Origin of the sequence: Roseibium sediminicola (genome assembly GCF_023156505.1) — a bacterium.
Lineage (GTDB): Bacteria > Pseudomonadota > Alphaproteobacteria > Rhizobiales > Stappiaceae > Roseibium > Roseibium sediminicola.
The window spans coordinates 80,740-95,073 of record NZ_JALNMJ010000019.1; the positions used below are offsets into that span (position 1 = coordinate 80,740).

The 14,334-nt window shown below is 63.9% G+C and carries 9 protein-coding genes; 8 read left to right on the forward strand and 1 reads right to left on the reverse strand.

Annotation, left to right across the window (positions count from 1 at the left end; translation table 11 throughout):
* Positions 1–206 precede the first annotated feature (206 nt).
* On the forward strand, positions 207–5,783 hold the full coding sequence (locus M0H32_RS22265; RefSeq protein ID WP_248157744.1) for an apolipoprotein A-IV repeat region-like domain-containing protein: 5,577 nt from the start codon (positions 207–209) through the stop codon (positions 5,781–5,783).
* A gap of 636 nt (positions 5,784–6,419) precedes the next feature.
* Positions 6,420–6,932, forward strand: coding sequence for an Hcp family type VI secretion system effector (locus M0H32_RS22270; RefSeq protein ID WP_248157745.1), 513 nt, complete (start codon positions 6,420–6,422; stop codon positions 6,930–6,932).
* A gap of 338 nt (positions 6,933–7,270) precedes the next feature.
* On the opposite strand, the gene M0H32_RS22275 is transcribed toward M0H32_RS22270, so the two are convergent.
* Positions 7,271–7,804 (reverse strand): MarR family winged helix-turn-helix transcriptional regulator, encoded by a 534-nt coding sequence (locus M0H32_RS22275; protein WP_248157746.1) that lies wholly within the window; start codon positions 7,802–7,804, stop codon positions 7,271–7,273.
* Between the two features lie 164 nt (positions 7,805–7,968).
* On the opposite strand from M0H32_RS22275, the gene M0H32_RS22280 reads away from it, so the two are divergent.
* The 6 genes from M0H32_RS22280 (at position 7,969) to M0H32_RS22305 (ending at position 14,324) form a co-directional block, all read left to right on the forward strand.
* Positions 7,969–8,997 carry a TRAP transporter substrate-binding protein gene (locus M0H32_RS22280; RefSeq protein ID WP_248157747.1) on the forward strand — a complete coding sequence of 343 codons (1,029 nt, stop codon included), beginning with the start codon at positions 7,969–7,971 and terminating at the stop codon, positions 8,995–8,997.
* 2 nt (positions 8,998–8,999) lie between these two features.
* Positions 9,000–9,509: a TRAP transporter small permease gene (locus M0H32_RS22285; protein WP_248157748.1), complete on the forward strand. Its 510-nt coding sequence runs from the start codon at positions 9,000–9,002 to the stop codon at positions 9,507–9,509.
* A gap of 4 nt (positions 9,510–9,513) precedes the next feature.
* Entirely contained in the window at positions 9,514–10,821 is a 1,308-nt protein-coding gene (locus M0H32_RS22290) for a TRAP transporter large permease (RefSeq protein ID WP_248157750.1), read from the forward strand.
* Positions 10,822–10,908: 87 nt separating this feature from the next.
* Entirely contained in the window at positions 10,909–12,243 is a 1,335-nt protein-coding gene (locus M0H32_RS22295) for an adenylate/guanylate cyclase domain-containing protein (RefSeq protein WP_248157752.1), read from the forward strand.
* Positions 12,244–12,369: 126 nt separating this feature from the next.
* Positions 12,370–13,047, forward strand: a complete 678-nt coding sequence (locus M0H32_RS22300) for a FadR/GntR family transcriptional regulator (RefSeq protein ID WP_248157753.1) — start codon at positions 12,370–12,372, stop codon at positions 13,045–13,047.
* The gene (locus M0H32_RS22305) at positions 13,044–14,324 is read left to right on the forward strand and encodes a CynX/NimT family MFS transporter (RefSeq protein WP_248157754.1); all 1,281 of its coding nucleotides are present in this window, start codon (positions 13,044–13,046) and stop codon (positions 14,322–14,324) included. Before M0H32_RS22300 ends, M0H32_RS22305 begins: the two co-directional genes overlap by 4 nt.
* Positions 14,325–14,334: the final 10 nt, after the last annotated feature.

Below are 14,334 nucleotides of genomic sequence, written 5' to 3' on the forward strand. Positions count from 1 at the left end.
TGATGCGGCAAGGTGGGGAGAGAACCGTCGAACGAAAAGTTCGCGGTCGGTCAGCGGCGGCCCTCCACCACGAACAGGTTTTGCGATGCTGTCACGGTGGGCGGCGCGCAACGAGGACGCATCCGGTAGAGAACTGTAACGGACTGCCCCCGGCAGTCCGGGTGTATTACCGGTGTGTAATGAGTACGGATGTGAGGCGACCCTAAATGGCAAATCCGACAAAGGCGAAAGATCCGGCGGAAGCAGCCCTGTCAGCAGTGGAAGAGGCCCTGAAACTCGATTTCGGCGGACCGGAAACCATGCTGTCCGAACCGGCGGCCCAGGCAAGCGCGGCGCAAGCGGAACCCGCGCACCGGGCCGAGGCGGACACCAAAGGCACGACCCAGCGGGAGGAGCGCCAGTCGCGCCGCCGCGGCCGTGGTGGACGCCCACCCGCAGCCAACGACGACCGGCGCAACATCGGCAGCCTCATCTATGCCTTGCAGCGCCGTCCCTCCTCCGCCCCGTTCTGGGGGGCTCTGGCCCTGAGCGCCCTTTGGGCCGCGCTCGGCAGCAGCCTCTTCATGAGCGCCTTCTCAGACAAGGTCACGTCCCTCACCGATCCGCAGGCACTGCTGGCTTCTCCTGAGATGATCCTGGCGGCCGTCGGCATCGTCGTACCGATCATCTTCTTCTTTGTCATGGCCATGATGATCTGGCGCGCGCAGGAAATGCGCATTGTCGCCCGCGGCATGACAGAGGTCGCCCTGCGTCTGGCCGAGCCGGAAGACATGGCCAAGGAAAGCATCCTGAGTGTCGGCCAGGCCATCCGCCGCGAAGTCGCCGCCATGGGCGACGGCATCGAGCGCGCCATTGCCCGGGCCAGCGAACTGGAGGTTCTCGTACACAACGAGGTATCCTCGCTGGAACGTTCCTATAATGACAACGAACTGAAGATCCGCGGGCTGATCGAGGAACTGGTCAGCCAGCGCGAATCCATCGTCATGAACGCCGAGCGCGTGCGCGAGACAATCGCCGGCGCGCATGAGAATTTCGCCTCGCAGCTGTCCAGCACCTCCGGCGAACTCGGCAGCAACGTCGATCTGGCAACCCAGCGCATGATCGATGCCGTCAACAGCCGCGTCGAGGAACTGACGGCGACCGTCGACAGCCGCATTGAATCCCTGGGGGCGACGCTGAATGCTTCCGGCAACGAACTGGTCGACAGCCTGACCGTGCGTGCCGAGGATTATGTCGCCCGCCTGTCGACCACCGGCAACGACCTTGTCGACAGCCTGGCGGAAACCGGCGCCACCATGTGGGAAACGCTGACCGCCCGCGGCAACGACGTCAACGAACGCTTCGCGTCCACGGCCAACACCTTCGTGGAAACCCTGTCCGCGCGCAGCACGGAAATCAACGAGACCCTCGCCACGTCCAGCACCTCGGTGATCAGCTCCATGAGCGAGAAGGCGGACGAGTTCCGCCTGACCCTGGAAAACACCGGCAACACGGTCGGCGACATCATCACGGCACGTGGCGAAGAGATCAACGCCAACCTGTCGCTTACCTCTGGCCGCCTGATAGACACGATCACCTCGCGCACCGAGGAACTGGTCGCCACCGTCGACAGCCGCGTCACCTCGCTGGATGAGTCCCTGGCCGAAACCGGCAACCGGGTCGTCGAGAGCATTTCGGAAAAAGGCCAGACGGTCACCGACACCATCTCGATCCGCGGCGCGGAAATTGTCGAGACCCTGTCGAGCCGCTCCACCGAAGTCGCCGAGATCCTGCGCGGCACCGGCGAGAGCATCGTGGTCGATCTGTCCCTGCGCGGCGGCGAAATCGCCTCCAAGCTGGACGAGACCGCGGGTTCCCTCACCGAGACCATCACGGTACGCGGCGGCGAACTGGCCGAGAAATTCGACAATATTTCCGAGCGCATCTACACCGCGATCTCCATCGACGGTGCCGAGCTGGACCAGCGCCTGGCGGCCCGCAGCAACGAGATGGCCACGATCCTGGAACAGCAGACCGTCGGCTTCCGCGAGACCCTGGAAAGCGTCTCGGGCACCTTTGCCGCCGGTCTTGGCGAGCAGACCAACGCCCTCACGCTGAAGCTGGCCGAAACCGGAACGCAGCTGGCCGAACTGATCGGCAGCCGCGGCGACCGGGTTGCCGGCGACATCAACCAGATCAGCGGCCAGATCGCCGAAACGCTGGAAGTCCGCGGCCAGGCGCTGCAGGAAGGCCTGTCCACCCGCCTCACCGAGCTGGAGACCATTGTCACAGATCGCGGCGGCCAGCTGATCGACGCCTTCGACACCAAGACCCTGCTCCTGTCCGAAGCCCTGGATTCACGCCTCGGCACGCTCGACACGACCTTCGCAGCCCGGATCGATGCCATGGACGCCTCCCTCGGCGACCGCATCGCCGCCATGGACGCGTCCCTGGATCAGCGCTACTCGGCCATCGACGGCACCTTGAGCGAGCGCATCTCCACGATGGACACTTCGCTCGAGCAGCGCTTCACCATGATGGATGCGACGCTGACCGACCGGATCAGCACTCTGGACTCCTCGCTTGAGCAGCGCTTCACCGGCATGGACACGTCGCTCAGCGAGCGCATTTCCACCATGGATGCGTCGCTTGGCAGCCACATCAACACGCTGGATCTGACCCTGGATCAGCGCACGGCCGCCTTCGAGGCTACCCTGGAAGCCCGCACGCAGATCCTGTCGGACGCGATCGAGAACCGCACCACGGGCATCAGCGACGCGCTGGAGGAAAAGACCCGCAACATCACCGATGTTCTGGCCGACCGCTCCGATGCGATCACCCTGCAGCTCGGTCAGCGCATCGAGGCAGCCGGCAACACCCTGGCGGAACGCGCCGAAGACATCGGCAAGTCGCTGTCCGAACGGGTTGACGGCGCCGCTGTTTCCATGGCCGAAAAAGCGGAACTCCTGTCCGCTTCCATGACCAGCGGCACCGACCGCATCGACGAGACCCTCGATGCCCGGGCCCGCCAGATTTCCGAGACGCTGATCAACCGCACCAAGGAAATCGCGCAGGCCTTTGTCGAAGGTCAGGACGAGATGACCTCGGCCCTCGACAACCGTCTGGCGGAAGCCGGCAACGTGCTCGGCAAACAGAGCGAGGAGCTCACCGAGTCCCTTTCCGAGCGTATCGCCGAGATCAACGTCTCCCTGGGCGCCAAGGTGTTCGAGGTCGCAGAGACCCTCGACAGCCGCGCGACCCAGCTGGAAACCATCCTCAACGAGCGCCTGGAAAGCATCTCCGGCACGCTCACCGGTGAAAGCGAGCGCGCCCGCGACATCCTCACGGCCGTGATCTCCGAAGCCGGCGCGACCCTGTCGACCGAGAGCACGCAGCTGCGCGACGTCATTCAGGAAGCCGTCACCGCCGCGGTGCAGACCCTGGCCGAAGAGCGTACCAAGACGGTGGAAATCGTCGACGGCGCCCTCTCCCAGGCAACCGAGAAGCTCACCGGCGAAGGCGACCGCATGCGCCAGATCGTTCTCGGCTCCGTGGGCGAGGCCCGCGGCGTACTGGTCGGCGAAAGCCAGAAGGCGGCCGACGCGGTCACCACGGCCATGCAGCAGGCCACCGGCGCCATGTCGGGTGAAAGCGGCAAGATCCGCGACCTGGTGCTCAGCGCCGTCAGCGATGCCGCCCGTGCCATGGCCGCCGAAAGCGAGAATGCCCGCACGCTCTATGCCGGCACGCTGGCCGAATTCACCGGCTCGCTCACCGGCGAGAGCGAAAAGGTCCGCAACGAGCTGTCCGGCCTGATCGCCGAAATCTCCGGCAACCTGTCCGCGGAAAGCGAACAGGCACGCATGACCCTCGCCAAGACCCTGGAGGAAATCCGCGGTCAGATGTCGAGCGAGGCCGGCATGGTCCGCGCCCGGGTCAACAGCGCGGTGGCCGAAGCCGCCGACCTCCTGGTCGGACGCGGCAACGAGGTCGCCAACGAGCTGCTTGAAAAGGCCACCAGCCTCAACGAGGCCTTCGGTGCCCGCTCCGGCGAGCTCGCCAGGATCGTCGGCACCGACGGCAACGAACTGGTCAACGCCATCGAGATGCGCGCCAACGACCTCACTGGACGCCTGTCCGAGGTCCACACCGCCATCCTGGAAGCGATCACGGTCAAGGGCCGGGATGTCACCGACACCTTCGCGCATACCGGTCTCGATGCGACCCGCTCGCTGGTCGAAGCCGGCGACCGCATCGTTGCCAGCATCAACGAGCGCAGCGCCCAGGCGACCAGCCTGCTCAGCGACACCAAGCAGCGCCTGGAAGCCGATGTCACCGAGATCCTCAACAAGATCGAGGAAAGCAACACCAACCTGCAGAGCATCGTCTCAACGGCCGGCGAGAACCTCAACGAAGTGGAGGGCAACCTGGCCCGCCGCGCCGGCGAGTTCCGCTCCGCGGTCGACCGCGCCGTGACCGACACCAATGCGACCACGACGCTGATCTCCGAGCAGGTTTCCAACCTGCGCGATGTCACCGAGACGACCCTGGCCGACATCCAGAATCTGACCGGCCGCTTCGGCGACCAGTCGGAGGAACTGACCAAGGCCGCCCGGCATCTGGAAGAGACCAACCGCTCCGTCGAGGGCCGCGTGGCCGAGCGCCGCACCGCCATCGAGGAAGTTGCCGAAACGCTTCTGTCCAAGACCGAAGCCGTCGACAGCCTCATGCGGACCTTCACCCAGACGCTGTCGGAAACGCTGGAATCGGCCGACGACAAGGCCCGCGATGCCGCCAACATGCTGTCGGCGGCCGCGGAAGCTGCCTCCAAGCAGGTGGCCGAGCAGTTCGAATCGATGCGCCTGACCGCCGGCATGGAGGGCCAGAAGGCCCGCGAAGCCATCCGGTCCGCCCAGGACGACATCATCTCGGAAATGTCGCGCACGGTCAGCGACGCCTCCGAGCGCTTCAACGATGCGGCCACCCGCATGCGTGACGTCGCCCGCGAGGTCCATCGTGAACTGGAAGCGACCCGCAACGAACTGAAACAGGGTGTGCTCAACCTGCCGGACGAAGCCGAGGAATCCTCCGCGGCCCTGCGCAAGGTGGTCAACGAGCAGATCCGTGCGCTCACCGAGCTGTCGGAAATCGTTGCCAAGCAGTCCAACTCGCTGGACATTTCCCGGCCGCAGGCCCAGGCAGTCGCCGCCAGCGCCGCCCCTGCCCCGCAGCAACACTCTGCGCCGCAGCCGGCCCCGGCGAGCTATGCTCCGGCGGCTCCGGTCAGCGAACCCCGCCAGCAGCAGCCGGTCCGCCCGGCCGAGCCGCGCCGTCAGCAGCCGGAACCGGCCGCACCAGCCGGGTCTTCCGGCGGCAAGGGCTGGGTCGCGGATCTTCTGCGCCGCGCCTCGCGGGATGACGATGCCAGCTCGGACACCGACATGAGCCGGACACCGCTGCAGACGGTAGAAAGCCTCAACTCGCTGTCCGTGGACATTGCCCGCGCCATCGATCACGAGACTTTCGTCGATCTGTGGAACCGCTACCGCAACGGTGAGCGTCACGTCTTCACCCGCCGCCTTTACACCCTTCAGGGCCAGCAGACCTTCGACGAAATCCGTCAGAAGTATTCCCGCGACCCTGAGTTCCGCACGGCGGTGGAACGCTACGTGGCCGATTTCGAGCAGCTCCTGGCCCAGGTGTCGCGCAATGACCGCGACAACATGCTCGGCCAGACGTATCTCACCTCGGACACCGGCAAGGTCTACACCATGCTGGCCCACGCCAGCGGCCGCCTCGACTAGGTCGAGACCATCAAGACGCGAAAAAGGCGGCCCCGGGCCGCCTTTTTTTGGGGACCTGATTGGCCTCCCATGGTTTCAGAAACCTGAAACCTTCCCCCCTGGTGTCACCCCGGGCGAGCGACGCGAGACCCGGGGCCTACTCATTTCCAGAGCGCCCCTTTCTTTGGCACTGCTTAGCCGCTTCCTCCCTTTTTTAACAAGTGGACATGCGAGTAGGCCCCGACTCTGCGCTGTGCTTGGCCGGGGTGACACCGGGGTTATGCGGACTTTGACCTCCCCCGGAGCCCACTCATTTCCAGAGACCGACCAGTTGGCGCGACCAATCTCGCGGCAAGATCCACTCCCGTCTCAGGCCCTTTTCCTCGAAATCTCATTTTGTGATGTTCGTCACACTTTCACTGCGCATGTTTGTTCGCATCAACTGGAGGACTGTGCAGAAATCTGCACAGTTGCACATTTTAACACTTTCGCCTTGAAGGGATTTTCTCTTTAAATATCAACGAACTGAGGAAGTCTCGCCAAGTTGGCACGCCTGTTGCAATTCTGTTTGCATCGGCACCGGACAACACGGCGCCCCGGAAATCGAAAAGACAACAGGCAGTACAGACACCAACGCAAGATCCAAGGAGACTGAAAATGTCCAACATCGCATATGTCACCATCAAAGGCGCAACCCAGGGCGACATCACGTCCGACGCCACCACCGCCGACAGCATCGGCAACCTGTGGCAGGAAGGCCATGAAGGCGAATCCCTGGTCTATGCCTTCGAACAGCACGCCGTTGTGCCGCGGGACCCGCAGTCCGGCTCCATCATCGCCACACGGCGCCACATGCCGACCTCTTTCATGAAGCCGGTCGACAAGGCCACCCCGTTGCTGTGGCAGGCATTGGCCACCGGCGAGACCCTGGAAATCGAAGTCCAGTTCTGGCGCACGTCAACCTCGGGCGTTCAGGAACACTACTACACGGTCAAGTTCGAAGACGCCGTCCTGGTCGAAGGCAAGACGATCCTGCCGGATGTGAATGACGAAACCAACGCCTCCCGCGGCGATTGCGACAAGTGGTCCTTCACCTACCGCAAGGCCGTCTGGACCCACGAGAAAGCCGGTACCAACGCATCCGACGACTACCGCGCTCCGGTCACCTAAGGCCTGACATAGCCCCAATAACACCCTTGGACCGCGACCTGCAACGCGGTCCGATCAGCCGAAGGGATGCCCCTCCTGCCGGCTCAAACCGCCCGGTCCCACCACCGGGCGGTTTTTTTAGGACCAAGCTCCCCTCAGGTGTCACCCCGGGCGAGCATCGCGAGACCCGGGGCCTACTCATTTCCAGAGCGTTTTGTTTTCCGGCACGGCAGAGCCGCAATTTGGCACCGCTTCGACAAGCGGAACTGCGAGTGGGCCCCGGCTCGCGCCGCGCTTGGCCGGGGTGACGCCAGAGAGTGCCGCTGAAAACAGTGTTTCACGTCCAGTGACCGCTTGCCCTAATCGCTCACCCCGTCCAGCTCCCCGGCAAGATTTTCCCGGATCCGCCGGGTCACTTCCAGAAAGCCTTCGATCTCGCTCGCCGACAGGCCGTCCAGCATGCGCTGCTCAACGGCTTTCAGTTTGGGGCCGAGGTCCTCATAGACCGACCGGCCCTCGTCGGAAAGTTTCAGGAGGAAGCTGCGGCCGTCGGCGGCGTTGCTCTCGCGCACCAGGAAGCCGCGCTCCTCCATGCGTTTGACCGCCCGGCTGACCACCACCTTGTCCATGCTGGAGCGGGCGACGATTTCCGTTGCCTGCAGGCCTGAGGAGGCCGATCCAAGGATCGCCATGGTGCGCCACTCGGCCGGCATCATGCCGTAATCGCGCTGATAAACCGCCGACAATGCCCGTGTAACGTCGGAATAAAACACCCGAACCCGATAGGGAAAAAACGTTTCCAGCTCGAAGGAAGCGGCGTCTTCAGTCGCCGTTTCAACCGCGTTTTCAATAAGTTCCGAGACATCCTCGTTCAGGTCGGTCAGCTTGCTCATCGGTCCTCAGCATCGTCCGTTTGGCTATCAACACGATTTTACGATTGACTTGGTTTCACTTGCAACTATTTTGTTTCATATGTAACTATGTTGAGTATCGCACCTCAGACACAGGATCATACCGGCAAGACCGGCCTTCATGAAATGAGGGGGAGGAGAAAATCATGAAACAGTTTAAAGCACTTTCCATTCTGGCAGGCGTCGCCGCGACCGCCCTGACCGGCCTCGTCTCGACCGCAAGCGCCGACGAACTGGTGCTGTCGTCCTGGCTGCCGCCGAAACACCCGATCGTCACCGGCGTCATCGAGCCCTGGGCCGCCCAGGTCGCCGATGTCACCGAGGGCCGCGTCACGGTGCGCATCTTGCCGAAGCCGGTCGGCTCGCCGCCGGAGCATTTCGACCTTGCCGCCGAAGGCATTGTCGACATCACCTACGGCCTGCATTCCTTCACCAAGGACGACCGCTTCCTGCGCTCGCGCATCGGCCAGTTCTCCTTCATCGCGGACACCGCGACCGACGGCTCGAAGGCCTATTGGGACGTTTATGCCGGTTCGCTGGACGCGCAAGCCGAGCATCAGGGCACCAAGCTTCTGGGCCTTTGGGTGCACGGCCCGGGCATGTTCCACAACAACCAGCGCAAGATTGAGACCCCGGAAGATTTCTCCGGCCTGAAGGTGCGCACGCCGGGCGGCTACATTGCCGGTCTTGCCCAGGATCTCGACATCATCACCCAGTTCATGGGCCCGGGCGAAGTCTATGAAAAACTCTCCCGCGGCGTCATTGACGGCGTCACCTTCCCGATGGAAGCCCTGCAGGCGTTCAATCTGACCGATCACATCAAATTTTCCATGCGCATCCCGGGCGGCATCTACAACACCTCCTGGTTCATGGTCATGAACGAGGACATCTGGGACGGCATTTCAGCGGAAGACCAGACCGCCATTGAAGGTGTCTCCGGCGCTGCCCTTGCCGAGTTGGCCGGGTCCGTCTGGGACAGCGCCGACACGCGCGGCGCGGCCTATATCGCCGACAAGGACATCGAGGTCTATGACGCCCCGGCCCCGGTTCTCGAAGCCGTCAAGGCGCTCGCTGCCAAGCATGAGGCCGCCTGGGCAGACGCGGTTGAGAAGACCGGCTTTGACGGCACTGCCGCCCTCGCAGCCTTCCGCGACCAGACCGGCATCAAGCCCTGATCATGCTGCCGCAGCCACACACAGACGCTCCGGGCCGGATTGCAAAGATCCGGCGCGGAGCCGCCTTTCTTCTCGGCCTGGCCTGTCTGCTGGTGCTGGCCGCGCTGATCGGCCTGACCTGCGTCGACGTCGTCGCGCGCTATGCCTTCAACAGCCCGGTTACCGGCGCTTATGAATTGACGGAGATCCTGCTCGCCACCCTGATCTTCCTCGCCCTGCCGCTGACGACGGCCGCCGGCGAACATATTGAGGTGGAACTGCTCGACGGCCTGAAAGGCAGTTTCCTGAAGCGGCTCGGCACCGTTGCGGCCGCCATCTGTACTGTCGGGATTTTCGGTGTCATCGCCGTGGAGATGGTCGGCCATGCCGAAAAACTGGGCCGCCGCGGCCGGGTGACGGATTCCCTGGAAATACCGCTCTCCCTGGTCGGCTGGCTCGGCGCGGCTTCCTTTGCCGTCTCGGCCCTGGCCGCTCTCTTCTTCTTCACCAAACGTTTCCGCGAAAAGGCCTGAGCCCGTGTTTGAAGCTCTGATCGGATTTGGCGCTCTGTTCGCCCTCGTGCTGGTGCGCGTGCCCATCGCCATCGCCATGATCATCGTCGGCACCGCCGGTTTTGCCGCCTTGCGCAACTGGAACGCGGCGCTGAACCTGCTCGGCAACGCCGCCTTCGACACCGGCCTCTCCTTCACGCTCTCGGTGATCCCGCTGTTCATCCTGATGGGCAATCTTCTGACCATCTCCGGCGTCAGCCAGTCGCTGTTCTCCACGGCCCATCGCCTGCTGCACCGTATGCGCGGCGGTCTCGCCATGGCGGCGATCGTTGCCTGCGGCGGTTTTTCCGCCGTCTGCGGCTCGTCGCTGGCAACAGCCGCGACCATGTCCAAGGTGGCGATGCCCTCCATGCGCAAGGCCGGTTATGCCGACAGCCTCGCCACCGGCTCGATCGCCGCTGGCGGCACGCTCGGCATCCTGATCCCGCCCAGCGTCATCCTGATCATCTACGGCCTCTTGACAGAGGCCGATATCGGCAAGCTGTTCATCGCCGGTATCATCCCGGGCCTGCTCGGTGTTTTGTTCTATCTCGCCGCCGTCTATGTCACCGTGCTGTTGAAGCCCGGCCTTGCCCCGCAGGACGCGGAAGACCTGCAGCTTGAGCGCAAGGACGTCTGGGGCGTTCTGGCCGTGGTCGGCCTCTTCGCCGTGATCATGATCGGCATCTATGGCGGTTTCTTTACTCCGACGGAAGCCGCCGGTATCGGCGCCGCCGCCGCGCTCGTGATTGCGCTTGTCTCCGGAGGCCTCACCTGGGAAAAACTCTACAGCGCGGGCCTCAACTGCGCCCGCACCACGGCGATGATCTTCGCCATCATCATCGGCGCGGAAGTGTTTTCAAATTTCATCAGCTATGCCGGCGTGCCGGATGCCCTGCTCAGCTTCGTCCAGTCGCTCGACGTCAACGCCTATGTGGTCATCCTCGTGCTGGTGCTGATTTACGTGGTCCTCGGCGCGGTCCTGGAGAGCCTTTCCATGATCCTGCTGACCGTGCCGGTGTTCTTCCCGCTGGTGACCTCGCTCGATTTCGGCAGCGGCCTCCTGTCGGACCCGGAAATGGTGCTGATCTGGTTCGGCATTGTCGTCGTCGTGGTCACCGAGATCAGCCTGATCTCGCCGCCCATCGGCCTGAATGTGTTCGTGCTGCGCTCGGTCCTGACCGACGTGCCGCTCCGGACCATGTTCGCCGGCATCCTGCCCTTCTGGCTGGCCGATATCCTGCGGCTGGCGCTCCTGATCGCGGTTCCGGCGCTGTCCCTGCTTCTGGTCTGAGCGTATTGCAGGCTGGCGTTCTCCTGCACGACATCCCCCGCGCTTGTGCCTATAGTGCCGCCAGCACAACCTGGGCAGGGGGAAAAAGTGAAACTGAGTGAAACGGAACTCGGCGACCTGGACACGCTGAAGGCACTCAGGGCCGAGGAACTGGCGGCTCAGAAGACCGCAATGACCGGCCGTACGATTGCCCTGGTCGTCATCGCCGCGCTCGTCACCCTGCTCTCGCCCTGGCCGGCACCTCTTTTCACCTATGGACTGCTGGCGGTATTCGTCTGGCTCGGCTGGTGTGCCTGGTTCGTCGCCCGATCCGAGTGGGGCAGGCCCTGGCATCAATATCTTTTTGTCACGGCGGATTTTGCACTGCTGACTGTCACGCTGCTTTATCCAAATCCGCTGACCCCGTTCGACTACCCGCCGCAATTTGCCCTGCGTTTCGGCCCGTTCATCTATTTCTTCGTTCTGCTGGCCGGCCTCGCCTACGTTTACCAGCCCAGGCTGGTGCTGTGGGGCGGCATCTCAGGCTCAATCAGCTGGGCCATCGGCATCGCCTGCCTGATGGCTCTCCCCGACACCGTTGCGGCCCCGTCCGGAGAGACCGATTTCCAGACCCTGTTCGCCGCAATCGCAAATCCAACCTATGTAGACGCCGGCGTAGCTCTCCAGGAAATTGCTGTGTTCCTGATTGCCGCCGGCCTGCTGGCCCTGGCGGTCAGGCGCTCACGGACGATTGCCCTGCGGCAGGCGGTTCTGGCCCGGGAGAAGGAAAATCTCGGCCGGTATTTTCCGAAAAAGACAGCCCAGATGCTGGCCGAACGCACCGATCCCTTTTCCAGTCCGAGCGAACATGAGGCCGCCGTTCTGTTCGCCGACCTGGTCGCCTTCACCTCCTGGTCGGAAAAGCATAGCCCGAAGGAAACCATCAAGCTCCTGCGTGAGGTCCACGGCCTGCTGGCCGAGGTAGTGTTCCGGCATGACGGCACCCTCGACAAATTCATCGGCGACGGCCTGATGGCAACCTTCGGCACGCCGGAACCCTCAAACGCCGACGCCTCGAACGCGGTCGCCGCCATGATCGAGATGATCGAGGTGTTCGAACGCTGGAAACAGACCGGCGGTCCTGAAGAGGGCAGGCATTTGCGGCTCGCCGTTGGCGTGCATTACGGACCGGTGGTGGTCGGCAATATCGGCAGCCGCAGGCGGCTGGAATTTGCCGTTCTCGGCGACACGGTCAATGTGGCCAGCCGTCTGGAGGGCGCCACCAGGGACATCGGCTGCAGCTGTCTGGCAAGCGCCTCGCTGATCGCAGCCGCGGAAGCTGAAAACCGCCCTGACGTGGCGGCTCTCCGCGCCAGGCTGACCCATCGCGGCCCGATCAAGCTGCGCGGCCACAGTCGGGAAATCGACGTTTACCAGCTGTAACAGCCTAGGGTCAGAGCAAAGGCATCATCCGCGAAACCCCGCCCATCTGCCCGTCACGCCACGGCTGGACATCCCGCATCCTCCCTGCTATGTCATCAAGTCATCTGATGACCTGATAAAACGCCCATGCAATCGCTCAACAAGACCAGCCTGGCCGATCGTGCGGCGGACGCGATCCGCACCGAAATCGCCGGCAACCGCTGGCCGGTCGGGGAAAAACTGCCGAACGAAGCCAAACTCTCCGAATTCCTGTCGGTCAGCCGCGGAACCGTGCGCGAGGCCGTGCGCATCCTTGTCTCGCAAGGCTATCTGGAGACACGTCAGGGCTCGGGTACCTATGTGCTGTCGACCGCGGATGCGACCGGTCCGCTGACCATGGCGCGGCGGGCCAGCCTGCGCGACCAGTTCGAGGCGCGCCTTGCCCTCGACGCGGAAGCAGCCCGGCTGGCGGCCCTGCGCCAGACCCCTCAGGTGATCGTCGAGCTGCGCGCACTTTTGGACCGGCGCGGCAATTTCGACGGCAGCGACAAGGCAGGCTTCATTGCGCGCGATCTGGCCTTTCACAAGGCCGTGGTGGCGGCCTCCAGAAACCGCGTTCTGGTCGACATGTACGCCTTCTTCTCCACGCTTATCAGCGAAACCATCGAGGCAACGCTCGGCAAGGACTTGCAGGAACCCGACATGGCCGCCCACGCCGCCATCATCGACGCCATTGAAACAGGAAATCCGGACCGCGCGGAAGCCGTCGTGCGCGGCTTCATGGCGCCCGTCCTCAGAGACCTGGAACGGTTGCTCGGATCATGAGGGACACAGACCGGATAGATCCCGGTTCCATCGAGTTGATTGAAGCCGAGCCCCTGCTCGAGCGTGACAGCGTGGAGGCCGCGCCTGCGCCGGCGGCGATGGTCCGGCTTCTTCTCGGCGCCAGCCTGGTGCTGATCGCCTTCAATCTGCGGCCGGTCTTTTCCAGCGCGTCCGCGCTGCTTCCGGAAATTCGAAACGGCTTCGGACTTTCGAGTGCGGCGGCAAGCCTGCTGACCACCTTGCCGGTTCTGTGTCTCGGACTTTTTTCTCCTTTCGCCCCGATCCTCGCCCGCAGGATCGGCACGGAACGCACGCTTCTGGCCATTGTCTTCCTGCTGGCGCTTGGAACGGCTGCGCGCGGCCTCGATTCCATTCCGCTGCTCTATCTCGGTACGGCACTCGCAGGCGCCTGCATTGCCGTCGGCAATGTCCTTCTGCCGGGCCTGGTCAAGCGTGACTTTCCCGACAAGGCCGCGCTGGTCACCGGCTGGTACACGATGGCTCTGTGCGCCGGTGCCGCCGGTGGTGCCGGCCTGACCATCCCGCTGCAATCCATGCTCGGCGGTTCCGTGAACGGCGCCCTGGCGATCTGGGCCGTGCCGGCGGTTGTCGTCGCGCTGCTGTGGCTGCCGCAAGTGCTGTCGTCCCGCAGCCGCGTCAAACGCGACCGCTATGCGGTCAGGGGCATGTGGCGCGACCGGCTTGCCTGGCACGTGACGCTGTTCATGGGCCTGCAATCCGCCCTCGCCTATTGCGTGTTCGGCTGGCTCGTTCCGATCCTCCGGGACCGTGGCCTGGATGGGGTGACGGCAGGCGCCGTCGTCTCCGTGTCCGTCATGGTCCAGGCCGTGGCCTGCCTGATCCTGCCCCATCTGGCCGTTCGCGGCCGGGACCAGCGGCTGATCAATGTCGCGCTCAGCGTTCTGGCGGTGACAGCCCTTCTCGGCCTGCAATTCGCCCCGCTGTCGACGGTCTGGCTCTGGGCCGTGCTGCAGGGGATCGGCCAGGGCGGCCTGATTGCCGTGGCGCTGACGGTGATCGTACTCCGAACAAAGGATCCGCATGCCGCTGCGCAACTGTCCGGCATGGCGCAATGCGTCGGCTATTCTCTGGCAGCCATCGGCCCGCTTCTGGTCGGCCTTATTCAGGGCTGGACCGGCAGTTTTGCCTGGAGCGCCGTCCTGTTCGTGGCGCTCGGCCTCGGCGCGGCCGTCAACGGCTACTTTGCGGGCCAAGCGCTCCAAGTTGAGGCCGAAACCGTGAAACTTGGCGGTTAGCGGGATCGCC